This is a genomic window from Roseomonas gilardii, from assembly GCF_001941945.1.
GTDB lineage: Bacteria > Pseudomonadota > Alphaproteobacteria > Acetobacterales > Acetobacteraceae > Roseomonas.
Map to the genome: position 1 here is coordinate 3555272 of NZ_CP015583.1, position 14690 is coordinate 3569961.

The following is a 14690-nucleotide window of genomic DNA, read 5'->3' on the forward strand; positions in this document are numbered from 1 at the left end:
GCATGGCCGGGGGCACGCTGTTCCGGCTCTTCCCCCAATGGGCCCAGGGCTATGCCGAGCCCGAGCTGGTGGAACTGGCCGCCGCCCCCGGCAGCATCGGCCCGGGCCCCTCGGATTCCCGGATGTATGTCGCGCACGCGGTGGACAAGCGCGAACCCTATGACCCGCCCGTCTGGCTGCCGCCCTACCGGGGGGCGCTGCTGCCGCCCGCCCTGCCGGACGCGGCCGGGAACTTCGACCACATCCCCTTCGGCACGCCGGAATTCCTGTCGGCGCATCTCTACGGCGTGACCCGGCTCGTGCTGGAGATCTGGGAGGACTATCTGGGCCAGCCGGTCCGGTGGTGGCATGCCGATGTCCTGCCGCGGCTGGAACTGCAGCCGGTCGTGTACTGGGCCAATGCCCAGTCCGGCTTCGGCTTCCTGGAGGCGGGGCTGCGCTGGACCCGCTTCGGCCAGGCGCTGCCGCTCTGCCTCAGCTTCGATGTCGTGGCGCATGAGGTCGGCCACGCCATCCTCTTCTCCACCATGGGGGTGCCGGATTCCGGCGCGGTGAGCGGCGCCTTCCTGGCCTTCCACGAAGCCTTCGCCGACCTGATCTCGACCCTTTCCGTGCTGTACTTCCCCTCGGTGGTGACGCGGCTGCTCGCCCAGACCTCGGGCAACCTCTACGAGCTGAACCTGGTCAGCCGGCTCGGCGAGCTTTCGGATGTCGAACAGGTGCGCGTGGTGGACAACACCGTCCGGCTCCGCGACCTGCAAGGGCTGCGCCTGCTGGACGATGGCACCTGGCGCGACCCGCTGAACCTTGGCCGCAACGCGCATATGCTGGCGGCGCCGCTGACCGGCGCGGTCTGGGACATCCTGGTGGAGCTGTTCCAGGAAGGGCTGGTGGCGGAAGGCATCATCCCGCCGGACCGCGACACGCGGAGCTGGACGCCGGCGGCGGTCACGGCCGCGCTGGCGCCGCTGCGCCATGCCTCCGCCGAGGCCCTGGCGCGTTTCGAGGGCGTCTTCCGCCATTGCCTGCACCGGGCGCGCGACCGCATCGGGCTGGCCATGGCGCGCACCATCCTGCGGCTGGACCCGGAGACGCTGAGCTTCGACCAGGTCGCGGCCCTGCTGATCGAGGCGCTGACGGAACCGGGCGCCACCCCGCGCATCACGATGGGCGCGCTGCTCGACATCTTCGACGAGAGGGACATAGACCCTCGCCCCTTCCTGGCGGGGCTCTCCGCCGGAACAGTTCCCCCACCCGTCCCCCGCGCCGCATGGGCCACCCCGGCCCAGCCACGCCAGGGCCGGACCGGACCCTGCGCCTGCCACGGCGACATCATCGCCACACGCCGGATGATGCCGCACGGATCGCGCGCATCGCCGGGTTGAAAACACTGCCGTATCATTCCTGAACGGTTATAATACCGCGAAGCGTCTCGCGGATGGAGATGGAACATGTCGGACAGTCCTGAGCCGGAGAAGACGGAAGCGGAAGGCGCCGAGGCAAAGGCCAGTCCCGCGGAGCGGTTCGAGGAGACCCTCCTCGCCCCGGCCGCGATCCGGCTCTTCGGCGTGCCCTTCCCGGGCCTCACCATCAGCAAGACGTCCCGCACGCCCTATGCACGGAGCGGCGGCTTCCGGGACCCCCTGATGGCGCGGCTGGCGCCGGATGCCGATCCGCCGCCCGCCCTCGCCCGGATCTTCGGCTACAGCTACGACGGGCAGTACGTGCCGCTCGCCGCGCCCGCCATCTTCCTGGTGGAAGGCGAAGGCATCCCCGTGCCGGAACACGGCACCGTCGCGACGACCGGCTTCATCCGGGACTCGGGGCACTTCATGAAGGACCTGCGGGTCTGGCTCTTCGACCGCGGCGACATGGGCCTCCGCATCGACATCAGCACCGGCAGTATCGAGGCCCTGCTGCATGGCGGCCGCGCCGACACGCTGGCGGGACGGGCCGAGGTCACCGGCCGGGCGGAGGTGACGGGACGGGCCGAGGTCTTCGGCCGCGCCAATCTGAGCGGGCGCTGAGCGCGGGGCGCCGTCCCGGAAAAGCTGGAAGGGGAGAGGAAGGCCACAGCGAAGCGGACGAGGCCGGGCGCAACCACCCGGAGCCGATTCAAGGAAACCGCCGGGGAAGCCGCAACGGCTCCGGCCGCGCATCTCCGCCCAGGCCGATTGCCCCTGGCGGAATGCCGCGGCTCCGGATAACCGCTGCACCGGTCCCGGCACCGTTCCGATATTCCGGAGAAGGAAGCCTGGGGCATGTGGAGCCATGGAGTGGATACCGAGAGTCTGGGGCGCCTGGCCCTCCTGCAAGGCGCCGAGCCGGGCGCGCTGGAAAAGGCCGCCCGCCATGCACGCTGCCGTTCCTGCGAGCCCGGCACGGTTCTGATCGACTTCGGCGAGCTGTCGGACGATGTGTACTTCCTCCTCGAAGGCGCCGCGCGGGTCGTGGCGCGCACCGGAGAGGGCTACGAGATGATCCTGGGCGACCTGTCGCCCGGCGAGGCCTTCGGCGAGCTGGCGGCCATCACCGGGCAGCCGCGTTCCGCCAATGTCACCGCCCTGCACCGCTCGCGCTTCTGCGTCCTGCCGGGGCCGGCCTTCATGGAGCTGGTGCTGGCCTCGCCCGCCGTGTCGCTGCGCATGATGCGCTATCTCGCCGACCTCGTGCGCTCGCGCAGCGAGAGGCTGTTCGAGCTGGCGGCCCTGCCGGTGCGCCAGCGCCTCTATGCCGAACTCCTGCGCCTGTCGCGCGGACGCGGCACACCGGGCCAGACGGCCGAGCGCGTGGTCAGCCCGCCGCCGCCGCATCACGTGCTGGCCGCCCGCATCGGCGCCCGGCGCGAGGCCGTGTCTCGGCAATTGTCGGACATGGAAAAGGCCGGGCTGATCGATGCGAGCCGCAGCGGCATCGTGCTGCGGCGGCCCGAGGCGATGCGCGCCGAACTCGACGCCGCGCTGCGCGGCGCCGAACGTGCGGTGAATGCCCTGAACCTGTCATAGGCCCCGCCCGGTTCACGAGCCTTCGGCGCGAAGGCTCCGGGCCTTTTGCCGGGAAAGCGGCTTCACACCGCCGGACGACACCGGCATGCGGCGATCGGCCCTGGCGCCCGCGCGTCAGGCGCGGCTCGGCCTGCCGTAGCGCAGGCCGCGCAGCCAGCGCCAGGCGCGCCACACGAGGCGCTCACCCAGGCCGAGCGATGCGGGCCCCATGGCCCGCCGCCTGTCCAGTCCTTCGAGCCGCTGCCCGACCTGCTCGAAAAGGTGCTGCGCCGGATTCGTCATTGCGGGCCCCTCCCCGTTCCTTGCCTGGACGGCATCCTGGAGGGTCAGCGGCCCTTGTGGCTGTGTGCCGGGACACAGGGTGGGCAGGCCGGCGGGATCAGCCCTGGATCAGCAGCACCAGCATGACCACAGCCATGGCGGCCCCGGCGGAACGGACCACGGCGCGACCGGCCGGGGCGCGCCAGCGGCCGAGCGCCAGGCCCAGCGCATGCAGCCCGGCCGTGGCGAGCAGGAAGCCCGCCGCATAGGTGGCGGCCCCGGCCTCGGGGTGCATCTCCGCGCCATGGGCATGGCCATGGAAGAGGCCGAACAGCGCCGCCAGGGACAGGGCGGCGGCCAGCGGCAGGCGAGCGGCGAGCGCGACCACGGCGCCCAGCACGATCACCGAGGCGGCGATCCCGGCCTCCACCATCGGCAGGCCGAGGCCCGCCATGCCCAGCGCGCCGCCGGCTGCCATGGCGCCGAGGAAGGCGGCGGGCAGCGCCCAGGTCGCGCGGCCGCCCAGCAGCCCGGCCCAGAGGCCGATCCCCAGCATGGCCATCAGGTGGTCGAGCCCGCCCAGCGGATGGGCGAAGCCGGCGGTGAAGCCATCCACCGGGCCGATGCCGGTATGGGCCAGGGCCGGCAGCGGCAGCAGCAGCGCGGCGGCGACGGGAAGGAGGCGGCGCATCAGGCTTGGGTTCCTTGGGCGGTGGCGGAAAGGCCGCGGGCGGGGATGCCACCGGCCTCCAGGATGAAGGCGGCGATCTCGGCCACGCCCTTGTTCTCCTTCAGGTTGGTGAAGAGGAAAGGGCGTTGGCCGCGCATCCGGCGGGAATCGCGGTCCATCACGCCGAGATCGGCGCCGACCAGCGGGGCGAGGTCGATCTTGTTGATCACCAGCAGGTCGGAGCGGGTGATGCCCGGCCCGCCCTTGCGCGGGATCTTGTCGCCCGCCGAGACGTCGATGACATAGATCGTCAGGTCCGCGAGCTCCGGCGAGAAGGTGGCGGCGAGGTTGTCGCCGCCGCTCTCGATGAAGAGGATCTCCAGCCCCGGGAAACGCTCCACCATCTCGCCCACCGCGGCGAGGTTGATCGAGGCGTCCTCGCGGATCGCGGTGTGCGGGCAGCCGCCCGTCTCGACGCCGGTGATGCGCTCGGGCGCCAGCGCGCCGGAGCGGGTGAGGAACTCCGCATCCTCCCGCGTGTAGATGTCGTTGGTGATGACGGCGATGTCGTGCGTGTCGCGCAGGTACTTGCACAGGCGGTCGGTCAGCGCGGTCTTGCCGGAACCGACAGGACCGCCGATGCCGACGCGGAAGGGGCCATTCGCCTGCCGATGACCGGAGCGCCCTGCGGAGGCGTGGATCGGCTGGCCCGAAACGATTTCAGTCATGAACGGAAGAGCCTCGTGTACTGGGTCTCGTGACGCATGGAGAAGAGGTCGAGGACCGGGGCGGCGGTGCCGATCTCTTCGGGATCGGCGGCCAGGGCGGCGTCGGTGGCGGCCTCCACAACAGGCAGGAGCGTGGCGGTGGCGATCTGCCCGTCCGTCTGCCCCAGCGGGACGAGGCGAACGCCGGCGCTGACGAGGTTGGCGGCGAAGCCCGAGAGCCAGGCGAAGAGCGCCGGGCGGAGCGCGACGCCGTTCCAGGCCGCCGCCGCGCCGAACGCCACGGGATGCGTCATGCGGCGCGGGTGACGCGCGACAAAGGCGGCGAAGCGCGGATCGGGCCAGGCGGCGGCGGTGACGCTGGCGAAGGCATTGCCCTGCGCCGTGCTTTCCAGCGCGGTTTCCGCCGTGCCGCGCCAGGCCGAGGAGAGTTCGGCGACCTCGTCGAGGCCCCCTTCGTCGCCGTCCCGCGCGGCGCGCCAGGCGGCGGCGAGGAGCGGCCCGTCCACCGCCCCGGCCCCGCGCGTCAGCGCGGCGGCGATGTAGCCGGCGAGGCCCTGACGGTCGCGCACGGCGCCCTCCTCCACCGCGGCTTCCAGCCCGTGGCTGTAGGTATAGGCGCCGACCGGATAGGCCGGGGAGATCCAGGCCAGCAGGCGGTAGAGGGCGGCGTCGCCCTCAGCCATGCCGGTGGCCGTGATGCGTGTGGCCGTCGCCATGGTGGTGGTCGTGCCCATGGGCGTGATCGTGGTCATGCGCGTGCCCATGCCCCTGCGTATGCCCTTCCTGGGGCCCATGATGATGGGCGGTGTGGCGGTTGTGCTCGCCATAGGCGCCGCCTTCCGGGTTAAAGGGCGCCTGGATCTGGCGGAGCGTGGCGCCGAGGCCGCGCAGCATGGCGGTGATGACGTGATCGTCGCGGATCAGGATTCGCGCGGCGTCGATCTCGGCGGGCAGGTGGCGGTTGCCGAGATGCCAGGCGAGGCGCGCGAAATGCGCGGGATCGGCGGAGGTGACCTCGACCAGCGGCTCGGGCGCGGCATGGACGGCGATGGTGGTGCCGTCCTCGCAGCGCAGCCCGTCGCCGTCATAGAGCACCGTGGCTTCCGGCAGGTCGAGCAGGAAGGAAAGCCCCTTCTCGCCCGTGTAGCGGCGGCGGCGGCGATGGCGGTCGTCGAAATCGAGGGTGATGCTGTCGCGCGCCTCCGCCGGGTTCCATTGCCCGGCGGGGAGGATGGTGGTGGCGCGCGGCAGGGTGTCGTCGGTCATCGGGGCTCTCAGAACAGGAAATATCGCTGCGCCATCGGCAACACCTTCGCAGGCTCGCAGACCAGCAACTCGCCATCGGCGCGGACCTCATAGGTCTCTGCATCCACCTCGATGCGCGGGCAGAGGTCGTTCAGCACCATGTCGCGCTTGCTGATGCCGGATCGGGTGTTGCGCACGGCGAGGAGGGGGCGGGTCACGCCCAGGCGCTCGCCGAGCCCGGCCTCCAGCGCGGCGGCGGAGGTGAAGGTCACGCCGATCGCCGGCAGGGCGCGGCCGAAGCCGCCGAACATCGGGCGGTAATGGACCGGCTGCGGCGTCGGGATGGAGGCGTTGGGATCGCCCATCGGCGCCATGGCGATGGTGCCGCACTTCAACACCATCTCGGGCTTCACGCCGAAGAAGGCCGGGCTCCAGAGCACGAGATCGGCCAGCTTGCCGACCTCGACGCTGCCGACATGCTCGGCGATGCCCTGGGAGATGGCGGGGTTGATCGTGTACTTGGCGATGTAGCGGCGGGCGCGGAAATTGTCGTTGTCGCCCACCTCCTCCTTCAGCCTTCCACGCTGCTGCTTCATCTTGTGGGCGGTCTGCCAGGTGCGGATGATCACCTCGCCGACACGCCCCATCGCCTGGCTGTCGGAGCTCATCATCGAGATGGCGCCGAGATCGTGCAAGATGTCCTCGGCCGCGATGGTCTCGCGCCGGATGCGGCTCTCGGCGAAGGCCACGTCCTCGGGGATTCTCGGGTCCAGGTGGTGGCACACCATGAGCATGTCGAGATGCTCGTCCAGCGTGTTCACCGTATAGGGCATGGTGGGATTGGTGCTGCTGGGCAGCACGTTCGGCTCGCCCACCAGCCGCAGGATATCGGGGGCATGGCCGCCGCCCGCGCCCTCGGTGTGGAAGGCCTGGATGGTGCGGCCGCCGATGGCCTTGATCGTGCTCTCGACGAAGCCGCTCTCGTTCAGCGTGTCCGTGTGGATGGCGACCTGCACGTCCAGCGCATCGGCCACGGCGAGGCAGGTGTCGATGGCCTTCGGCGTGGTGCCCCAGTCCTCGTGCAGCTTCAGCCCCGCCGCTCCGGCATGGATCTGCTCCTCCAGCCCTTTCGGCAGGGCGGCATTGCCCTTGCCCAGGAAGCCGAGATTCACCGGGAAGCCTTCCGCCGCCTGGATCATGCGGGCGAGGTGGAAGGCGCCGGGCGTGGCGGTGGTGGCGAGCGTGCCATGGGCCGGGCCGGTGCCGCCGCCGAACATGGTGGTGACACCGGAAGCCAGCGCCTCCTCGATCTGCTGCGGGCAGATGAAGTGGATATGCACGTCGATGCCGCCGGAGGTGAGGATGCGGCCCTCCCCCGCGATGATCTCGGTGCCCGGGCCGATGACGATATCGACGCCCGGCTGCGTGTCCGGATTGCCCGCCTTGCCGATGGCGGCGATCCGGCCGTCGCGCAGCCCGACATCGGCCTTGTAGATCCCGGTATGGTCGAGGATCAGCGCATTGGTGATCACGGTATCCATGGCGCCGCCGTCGCGCCCGACCTGGGACTGCCCCATGCCGTCGCGGATGACCTTGCCGCCGCCGAACTTCACCTCCTCGCCATAGGTGGTGAGGTCGCGCTCGACCTCGATGACGATGTCGGTGTCGGCGAGGCGGACCCGGTCCCCGGTGGTGGGGCCGTACATGCCGGCATAGGCGGAGCGGGAGATCCGGGCGGGCATGGTCAGAGCTTTCCTTCGATCTCGCCACGGAAGCCGTGGACCACGCGATCCCCGGCGAAGGGGATGAGGCGCACGATGCGGGTCTGGCCCGGCTCGAAGCGCACCGCCGTGCCGGCGGCGATGTCCAGGCGCTGGCCGCGCGCCCGGTCGCGATCGAAGCGCAGCTCGGGATTGGTTTCGGCGAAGTGGTAGTGGCTGCCGACCTGCACCGGGCGGTCGCCGGTATTGGCGACCTCCAGCTCCGTGACCGGGCGGCCGGCATTCAGCTCGATCTCGCCGCTGGCGGGGAAGAGTTCTCCGGGAACCATGGCCTGCCCTCCCCTAGCGGATCGGCTCGTGGACGGTGACGAGCTTGGTGCCGTCGGGAAAGGTCGCCTCGACCTGGATCTCGTGGATCATCTCGGCGACGCCCTCCATCACCTGGTCGCGCGTCAGGACGGTGGCGCCGTCGCGCATCAGCTCGGAAACGCTGCGGCCGTCGCGTGCCCCCTCGACCACGAAGTCGGTGACCAGGGCCACGGCCTCGGGGTGGTTGAGCTTCACGCCCCGCTCCAGCCGCCGGCGCGCGACATGGGCGGCCATGGCGATCAGCAGCTTGTCCTTTTCGCGCGGCGTGAGGTGCATGGGCGGCTCCGTTCGGTGCGGCGGAGTATGCGGGCGGGGCGCGGCAGGGGTCCAGAGGGGGAGCGCGCGACGCGGCAGGCCGGGCGCCGCCGTTCAGGGAAGCAGGCGCCGGACCATCATGATCTCGTCCACCTCCCGGCCCTCGTGCAGGAAGCCGCCGGGGATGCAGCCGATCTGGCGGAAGCCCTCGCGCTCGTAGAAACGGCGCGCGACGGGGTTCTCGGCGCTCACCATGAGCTCGACCTGCCGGTGGCCCAGCCGCCGAGCGTGATCGACGGCATGGCGCAGGAGGCGGCCCGCCAGCCCGGTGCCACGCTGCTCCGGGCGCAGATAGACCATGATGAGCATGGTGCGATGGGCGGTCTTGCTGGAGGACTGGGCCATCAGGCCCATGATCCCGACGGGCTCCGCGCCCTGGAAGGCGACGAAGACCGGGTTCGCGGTCAGGCGGCGGCGCCATTCCTCCGGCGGCAACGCCTCCCAGTCCGCCGCGGTGCTGGCATAGGCGGCGGGCTCGGCGCGCAGGGCCTCCAGGCGAATCCGGCGGAAGACCTCCTCGTCGCCGGGCTGCAGGCATCGGATCATGTTCCGGACTCCTTTCCACCGAAGCGGGCGCCGAGGCCATCGCCGCGGCCAGAGGGACAGAAGTAGCGGGCAGAGGTAGCGGGCTCTTCCCCGGTCCGAAAGCACCGGGGGCCGTATTCAGGTCATCCATAGCCGTGGCAGCGCGCGCGGCAGGCCGAGCAACCCATCGCGGCAGGCGGGAATGGCGCTGGCGAGCGCGGCGCGGACCGGCGCGGCGGAGCCAAGCCAGCGGAGCAGGAGAATGCCCTCGCGCGGCATGGTGGCGGCGCCCTGGAGAGGGCCCGTGGAGGCGGCGAGATCGCGGAAGGCCGCGAGATGCGCGGCCGCGTCCGGGGCGGCGTAGAGGAGCGTGGCATAGGCGCCCGCGCCGCCGAAGGCGAAGCGATCGGCGAGCGACTCCCCGGGCGGATCGAGGCGCAGGGCATCGGTCCAGACGAGGCGCCCGCCGCGGCGCAGGCGCCAGCGATCGTGGAGGAAGCCGGTCGCGAAGCGCTCGCCCCGGGCATGGCGGCCGAAGACGAGCATCTCGGCGGCCAGCAGGCGGGCACTGGCGGCGAGCTCGATGTCGAGGCTGCGCCGCAGGCGGGCGCCGTCGAAGAGGATGGTTTCCTGCGGCAGCCATTCGAGGGTGGCGCCGGGTTCCGCCCGGAGGCTCGTGGCGATGCGGGTGTCGGGGCCGAGGGAGCGGTAGAGCTTCTCGGCGGCGGGGGTGCAGAGCGTGGCGGTGGCGCCCTCCCCCAGCCGCGCCGCGATGCGCAGCGCGTCGCCGCCGGCCAGGCCGCCGGCGGTGTTGACCAGGGCGGCGAGCGGCGGTTCGCCGGGCTCCGGCCTGGGGAAGAGGACGCGCAGCGGGGCGGCCTGATGGAGATGGCGCAGCACGGTGCGGGGCGCGGCGACGGATGCCGCCCGGGCGAAGGCGAGTTCCGCCGTGCCCTCGGCCCGCTGGTGACGGATGGCGGCGGGCATGCCGGGAGAGGCTGGCAGGGAGGAAAGCGGGGAGTCGGGCGGCGTCATGGGCCTGATCGCTATGCCATGCCCAGGCGCCGTCCATAAGCGGGGCAGGATGCCCTCCCGCTGGTCAGGGACGGCGGCGGAGGCGGGGCGCATGACCGGAGCGGGAGAGGCCGGGCGGAATGCGGGAAATGAAGTCCTCGTCATCCTTCCACGCTCGTCGCGCGGCACCGGGAATGGCGCGGCGGCCGGACGGAAAGGCCATGCCGGGGGTGCCCCAAAGGGGTGCCGGGGGTTCACGGCCCTGACCGGCGGCCGCGGCTTGGCATGGGCTGGCTTGCGGGCCGTTCACCCGGCGCCGGGAAAATCCGAACTTCCGGTGACAAAGCATCACAGGGTGAAGTTCGCGGCTCCGTGAACAGGATGTTTCCGGTATGATCATTGCAGAAAAGGCAGCATCAAAGCTGCCACCTCCCCATTCCGCGGGTTCCGTCCATGCCCTTCGCACTTCGCGCCCCGTCCCTTCCGGGAGCGCCCTTCCCGGTTCCGCCCGGCTTCCTGTCCAGGCTGCTGCCCGGAATCCTGCTGGGCTCGGCCCTGTTCCTGCCCGGCGCGCCGGCGGGGGCGCAGGAACGCGGCGGGGGGGCGCCGGCCGTCTCGGTCGCGGTGGCTCCGGCCACGGTGGGTCCGGTGCCGGTGGAGGTGCTGACCAACGGCAATGCCGAGGCGCCCTCGGTCATCTCCGTCCGCTCCCGCGTCGATGGGCAGGTGGAGAAGGTCTGGGTCAACGAGGGCGACCGGGTGCAGGCGGGGCAGGTGCTGTTCACGCTGGACAGCCGCCTCATCCAGGCCCAGCTCGCGCAGCAGCAGGCGAACCTGGACCGCGACCGTTCGACGCTGACGCGGGCGCAGGAGGACGCGCGGCGCTATGCCTCGCTGCAATCGGGCGCCTATGCCTCGCAGCAGCGGCTGGAGCAGGCGCAGGCCGACGCCACCGCGGCGGCGGCCGTGGTGCGGGCGGACGAGGCGCTGCTGGCGCAGACCCGGCTGAACCTGGACTTCGCCACGATCCGCGCCGAGGCACCGGGCCGGCTGGGCGCGCTGCCGGTGAAGGCCGGGAACTTCGTGCGGGCCTCGGAGGGGGTGGTGCTGGCCACCATCACCCAGACGGACCCGATCCTGGTCACCTTCGCCGTGCCGGAGCGCTGGCTGTCGGTGGTGCATGCGGCCCAGCAGGCCGCCGCCGCCGGCCAGTCCGCCGCGCCCCGGGTGCTGGCGCGGGCGCCGGAGGACCAGGGGCCGCGCGCCGAGGGCGAACTGATCTTCGTGGACAGCACGGTGGACAGCACCACCGGCACGATCCGCATGAAGGGCCGCTTCGCCAATGCCCCGGCGCGCTTCTGGCCGGGACAGTACCTGGAGGTGGTGCTGGTGCCGCGCACCGACCCGAAGGCCCTGTCGGTCCCGGCGGCGGCGGTGCAGCGCGGGCAGCAGGGCAGCTTCCTCTACGCGGTGAAGGGCGAGGGCGACAACGCCGCCGCCCGCCGGGTCGCGGTGAGCGTGGTGCGCTATGCCTCCGGCCGGGCCGTGCTGGCCGATGCCTCGCTCTCGGATGGGGAGCCGGTGGTGACGGAAGGCGCGCAGCGGTTGCAGGAAGGTTCGCGCGTGACGGTGCGCAACGGCGCCCCGGGGGGTGCTCCGGCGGGTGCCGCCAAGGTCGGTGGCGCGGAACCGGGCCGCGCGCAGCGTGAGGCGGCGGCGCGATGAACCTCTCCGAACCCTTCATCCGCCGCCCGGTGATGACCGGGCTGCTCGCCGTGGCGGCCGTGCTGGCGGGCATCCTCGCCTATTTCTCCATGCCGGTGGCCGCCGTGCCGCGGGTGGACTTCCCGGTGATCACCGTCTCCGCCCAGTTGCCGGGGGCGAGCCCGGAAACGATGGCGACCTCGGTGGCCCTGCCGATGGAGCGGGAATTCTCGACCATCGCGGGGATCGACAGCATCTCCTCGACCTCCGGCCAGGGCACGACGCAGATCACGCTGCAGTTCGTGCTGAGCCGCAACATCGACGCGGCGGCGCAGGACGTGCAGGCGGCGCTGACCCGGGCGCAGCGGCGGCTGCCGACGGAGATGACGACGCCGCCTTCCTACCGCAAGTCGAACCCGGCGGATGCGCCGGTGCTGCTGCTGACGCTCTCGGGCGGCGACGTGCCGCTGTACAAGCTGAACGACATCGCCTCCACGCTGATCTCCCCCGCCCTGTCGCGCGTGCCCGGCGTGGCGCAGGTGGTGACCTTCGGCGAGCAGCTCTATTCCGTGCGGGTGCGGATGCGGCCGGAGCGGCTGGCCTCGATGGGCCTCACGCTCGACCAGGTGAGCAACGCCATCGCCACGGCCAATTCCAACACGCCGGTCGGCACGCTGAGCGGGCCGCGCCAGCAGCTCGTGCTGCGGGCCAACGACCAGCCGCCCGACGCGGATGCCTTCGGGCACCTGATCGTGGCGGGCCGGGCCGGGGCGCCGGTACGCCTCTCCGACATCGCCGACACGGTGGACGGGGTGCAGAACGACCGCATCGCCTCCTTCCGCAACGGCACGCGCGGCCTGACCCTGGCGGTGCAGCGGCAGCCGGACGCCAACACGGTGGATGTGGTGGACGGCGTGCGGGCGGCCCTGCCCGCGCTGCAGGCGGCGCTGCCGCCGGGCGCGACGCTGGACGTGAACCTGGACCGCTCCGTCTCGATCCGCGCGGCGGTGCATGACGTGCAGGAAAGCCTGCTGATCGCCGTCGCCCTGGTGGTGCTGGTGGTCTGGCTCTTCCTGCGGCGGATGATGGCGACGCTGATCCCGGTGATCGCGGTGCCCGTCTCGCTCGCCGGCACGCTGGGGCTGATGTACCTGCTGGGCTACGGCATCGACAACGTGACGCTGCTGGGCCTGACGCTCGCGGTCGGCCTCGTGGTGGACGACGCGATCGTGATGCTGGAGGCCATCGTCCGCCATGTCGAGGAAGGGATGCACCCGCTGGAGGCGGCGCTGCGCGGCTCGCGCGAGGTGGGCTTCACCATCGTCTCGATCACCTGCTCGCTGATCGCGGTCTTCCTGCCCATCCTGCTGATGGGCGGGGTGGTGGGACGGGTGTTCAACGCCTTCGCCGCCACCGTGTCGCTGGCCGTCGCGGTGTCCTGCGTCGTTTCGCTCACGCTGACCGCCATGATGTCCTCCTGGCTGCCCGCGCACAGCAAGCCGTCGCGGGTCGATGCGGCGCTGGAGGGCTGTTTCCGCGCGGTGGAGCGGGCCTATGCCTGGGCGCTGGACATCGCCCTGCGCTGGCGGGCCGTGGTTTGGCTCTTCTTCATCGCCTCGCTGGCGGCGGCGGGCTGGATGGCCGTGGCGATGCCCAAGGGCTTCTTCCCGATCGAGGATACGGGGCTGCTTTCCGTCTCCACCGAAGGGCCGCGCGATGCCTCCTTCGACGCGATGCTCGACCTCCAGGGGCAGGCGGCGAAGATCATCCAGGCCAACCCCGCCGTGCAGATGGTGAACTCCTCCGTCGGCGCCGTGGGCAACAGCCTGTCGATCAACCAGGGGCGGATGTATGTGGAGCTGAAACCGCGCGACCAGCGGCCGCCGATCGGCGAGGTGGTGCAGCAGCTCCGCCGCGCGACGGCCCGCGTGCCGGGGCTCAGCGTCTATCTGCAGCCGATCCAGAACCTCTCCTTCGGGGCGCGGCAGGCTCGCACGCTCTACATCTACACCCTGCAGGGCCTCGATTCCGACACGCTCTACGACTTCTCGGAGAAGCTCGCGGCCCGGCTGCGGCGTCTGCCGCAGCTCCAGGACGTGAACACCGACCTGACGCTGGACGCGCCCGTGGTCTCGGTGCAGGTGGACCGGGAGCGCGCGGCGGCCCTCGGCGTGAACATCGACCAGGTGCGGCAGGCGCTCTACTCCGCCTTCGGCGCGCGGCAGATCTCGACCATCTATGCCCAGGCCAACGCCTATCCGGTGATCGTCGAGGCCCTGCCGGAGGACCAGCGCAACGAGGACGGGCTGGACAAGATCTATCTCCGCGCCAGCGGCGGCAAGCTGGTCCCGCTCTCCACCCTGGCGAAGGTGACGCGTTCCACCGGGCCGCTGACCGTGGGGCACCAGGGGCAGCTCCCGGCGGTGACCATCGGCTTCAACGTCGCGCCCGGCGTGGCGCTGGGCGACGCCACGGCGGCGATCCAGCAGACGGAGGAGGAGCTGGGCCTGCCCGCCGGGGTGATCGGCAACTTCTCCGGCACGGCGCAGGTCTTCCAGCAGGCGCTGGCGGGCCAGGGCATGCTGATCCTGGCCGCCGTGCTGGTGATGTATGTGGTCCTCGGCGTGCTCTACGAGAGCCTCGTGCATCCGCTGACCATCCTGTCCGGCCTGCCGGCGGCGGCGCTCGGCGCCCTGGCGACGCTGTGGTGGTTCGACCTGGACCTGTCGGTGATCGCGGTGATCGGCGTGCTGCTGCTGGTCGGACTGGTGAAGAAGAACGCCATCATGGTGGTGGACGTGGCGCTGGTCCGGCAGCGGGAGGGCGAGGACGCGCTGTCCGCCGTCCGCGCGGCCTGCCTGCTGCGCTTCCGCCCGATCCTGATGACGACGCTGGCGGCGGCGGCGGGCGCGGTGCCGATCGCGGCGGGCTGGGGCGCGGCGGCGGAGCTGCGGCAGCCGCTGGGCCTCGCCATCGTCGGCGGCCTCGCGGTCAGCCAGGCACTGACGCTCTTCGTGACCCCGGTGCTCTATCTGGGCTTCGAGGCCCTCGGCCAGTGGGCGAAGCGGCTGCGCGGGCGCCGCGCGGGGCCGCATATCGGGCCGGCGGCACAGCCGGCGGAATAGGGACCGCA

The 14690-nt window shown here is 71.8% G+C and carries 15 protein-coding genes; 5 read left to right on the top strand and 10 right to left on the bottom strand.

The genetic code is table 11. The annotated features are described in order from the left end of the window. Positions 1-2 precede the first annotated feature (2 nt). From RGI145_RS16210 to RGI145_RS16220, 3 genes are all read left to right on the top strand, one after another. Positions 3-1385: a gluzincin family metallopeptidase gene (locus RGI145_RS16210; RefSeq protein WP_075799167.1), complete on the top strand. Its 1383-nt coding sequence runs from the start codon at positions 3-5 to the stop codon at positions 1383-1385. A gap of 66 nt (positions 1386-1451) precedes the next feature. Further along, positions 1452-2027, top strand: coding sequence for a hypothetical protein (locus RGI145_RS16215; RefSeq protein ID WP_075799168.1), 576 nt, complete (start codon positions 1452-1454; stop codon positions 2025-2027). A 249-nt stretch (positions 2028-2276) separates the two neighbouring features. Then, positions 2277-3005 carry a Crp/Fnr family transcriptional regulator gene (locus RGI145_RS16220; RefSeq protein WP_237183101.1) on the top strand — a complete coding sequence of 243 codons (729 nt, stop codon included), beginning with the start codon at positions 2277-2279 and terminating at the stop codon, positions 3003-3005. Positions 3006-3119: 114 nt separating this feature from the next. Here RGI145_RS16220 and RGI145_RS25155 read toward each other — a convergent pair whose 3' ends face one another. The 10 genes from RGI145_RS25155 to RGI145_RS16265 all read right to left on the bottom strand — a co-directional run bounded on the left by RGI145_RS25155 (position 3120) and on the right by RGI145_RS16265 (position 9874). Beyond that, a complete protein-coding gene (locus tag RGI145_RS25155) occupies positions 3120-3287 on the bottom strand; it encodes a hypothetical protein (protein WP_156878575.1) in 168 nt (55 codons plus the stop codon). A 97-nt stretch (positions 3288-3384) separates the two neighbouring features. Further along, positions 3385-3957 carry a HupE/UreJ family protein gene (locus RGI145_RS16225; protein ID WP_075799169.1) on the bottom strand — a complete coding sequence of 191 codons (573 nt, stop codon included), beginning with the start codon at positions 3955-3957 and terminating at the stop codon, positions 3385-3387. Next, entirely contained in the window at positions 3957-4664 is a 708-nt protein-coding gene (gene ureG, locus RGI145_RS16230; RefSeq protein WP_237183102.1) for an urease accessory protein UreG, read from the bottom strand. Before ureG ends, RGI145_RS16225 begins: the two co-directional genes overlap by 1 nt. Continuing rightward, positions 4661-5416 (bottom strand): urease accessory protein UreF, encoded by a 756-nt coding sequence (locus RGI145_RS16235; protein WP_418314482.1) that lies wholly within the window; start codon positions 5414-5416, stop codon positions 4661-4663. The genes ureG and RGI145_RS16235 overlap by 4 nt, the downstream gene beginning before the upstream one ends. Further along, positions 5340-5930 carry an urease accessory protein UreE gene (locus RGI145_RS16240; protein ID WP_075799170.1) on the bottom strand — a complete coding sequence of 197 codons (591 nt, stop codon included), beginning with the start codon at positions 5928-5930 and terminating at the stop codon, positions 5340-5342. Before RGI145_RS16240 ends, RGI145_RS16235 begins: the two co-directional genes overlap by 77 nt. Positions 5931-5938: 8 nt before the next feature. Continuing rightward, positions 5939-7651 carry an urease subunit alpha gene (gene ureC, locus RGI145_RS16245; protein WP_075799171.1) on the bottom strand — a complete coding sequence of 571 codons (1713 nt, stop codon included), beginning with the start codon at positions 7649-7651 and terminating at the stop codon, positions 5939-5941. Between the two features lie 2 nt (positions 7652-7653). Beyond that, positions 7654-7959 carry an urease subunit beta gene (locus RGI145_RS16250; protein WP_027280652.1) on the bottom strand — a complete coding sequence of 102 codons (306 nt, stop codon included), beginning with the start codon at positions 7957-7959 and terminating at the stop codon, positions 7654-7656. 13 nt (positions 7960-7972) lie between these two features. Next, positions 7973-8275 (bottom strand): urease subunit gamma, encoded by a 303-nt coding sequence (locus tag RGI145_RS16255; protein WP_019460838.1) that lies wholly within the window; start codon positions 8273-8275, stop codon positions 7973-7975. Between the two features lie 93 nt (positions 8276-8368). Then, positions 8369-8860 carry a GNAT family N-acetyltransferase gene (locus tag RGI145_RS16260; protein WP_019460837.1) on the bottom strand — a complete coding sequence of 164 codons (492 nt, stop codon included), beginning with the start codon at positions 8858-8860 and terminating at the stop codon, positions 8369-8371. Between the two features lie 117 nt (positions 8861-8977). Next, positions 8978-9874 (bottom strand): urease accessory protein UreD, encoded by an 897-nt coding sequence (locus tag RGI145_RS16265; RefSeq protein WP_075799172.1) that lies wholly within the window; start codon positions 9872-9874, stop codon positions 8978-8980. 432 nt (positions 9875-10306) lie between these two features. Here RGI145_RS16265 and RGI145_RS16270 point away from each other — a divergent pair, with 432 nt between their 5' ends. Beyond that, positions 10307-11578, top strand: a complete 1272-nt coding sequence (locus RGI145_RS16270) for an efflux RND transporter periplasmic adaptor subunit (protein ID WP_237183103.1) — start codon at positions 10307-10309, stop codon at positions 11576-11578. After that, positions 11575-14682 carry an efflux RND transporter permease subunit gene (locus RGI145_RS16275; RefSeq protein ID WP_075799173.1) on the top strand — a complete coding sequence of 1036 codons (3108 nt, stop codon included), beginning with the start codon at positions 11575-11577 and terminating at the stop codon, positions 14680-14682. The genes RGI145_RS16270 and RGI145_RS16275 overlap by 4 nt, the downstream gene beginning before the upstream one ends. Positions 14683-14690: the final 8 nt, after the last annotated feature.

Excerpts from the sequence above, each read along its gene's own strand:
- RGI145_RS16235 (WP_418314482.1), bottom strand. The coding sequence starts at position 5,416 with ATGACCACGATCACGCCCATGGGCACGACCACCACCATGGCGACGGCC.
- ureC (WP_075799171.1), bottom strand. The coding sequence starts at position 7,651 with ATGCCCGCCCGGATCTCCCGCTCCGCCTATGCCGGCATGTACGGCCCC.
- RGI145_RS16255 (WP_019460838.1), bottom strand. The coding sequence starts at position 8,275 with ATGCACCTCACGCCGCGCGAAAAGGACAAGCTGCTGATCGCCATGGCC.
- RGI145_RS25155 (WP_156878575.1), bottom strand. The coding sequence starts at position 3,287 with ATGACGAATCCGGCGCAGCACCTTTTCGAGCAGGTCGGGCAGCGGCTC.
- RGI145_RS16240 (WP_075799170.1), bottom strand. The coding sequence starts at position 5,930 with ATGACCGACGACACCCTGCCGCGCGCCACCACCATCCTCCCCGCCGGG.
- ureG (WP_237183102.1), bottom strand. The coding sequence starts at position 4,664 with ATGACTGAAATCGTTTCGGGCCAGCCGATCCACGCCTCCGCAGGGCGC.
- RGI145_RS16265 (WP_075799172.1), bottom strand. The coding sequence starts at position 9,874 with ATGACGCCGCCCGACTCCCCGCTTTCCTCCCTGCCAGCCTCTCCCGGC.
- RGI145_RS16210 (WP_075799167.1), top strand. The coding sequence starts at position 3 with ATGGCCGGGGGCACGCTGTTCCGGCTCTTCCCCCAATGGGCCCAGGGC.
- RGI145_RS16225 (WP_075799169.1), bottom strand. The coding sequence starts at position 3,957 with ATGCGCCGCCTCCTTCCCGTCGCCGCCGCGCTGCTGCTGCCGCTGCCG.
- RGI145_RS16270 (WP_237183103.1), top strand. The coding sequence starts at position 10,307 with ATGCCCTTCGCACTTCGCGCCCCGTCCCTTCCGGGAGCGCCCTTCCCG.
- RGI145_RS16215 (WP_075799168.1), top strand. The coding sequence starts at position 1,452 with ATGTCGGACAGTCCTGAGCCGGAGAAGACGGAAGCGGAAGGCGCCGAG.
- RGI145_RS16250 (WP_027280652.1), bottom strand. The coding sequence starts at position 7,959 with ATGGTTCCCGGAGAACTCTTCCCCGCCAGCGGCGAGATCGAGCTGAAT.
- RGI145_RS16260 (WP_019460837.1), bottom strand. The coding sequence starts at position 8,860 with ATGATCCGATGCCTGCAGCCCGGCGACGAGGAGGTCTTCCGCCGGATT.
- RGI145_RS16275 (WP_075799173.1), top strand. The coding sequence starts at position 11,575 with ATGAACCTCTCCGAACCCTTCATCCGCCGCCCGGTGATGACCGGGCTG.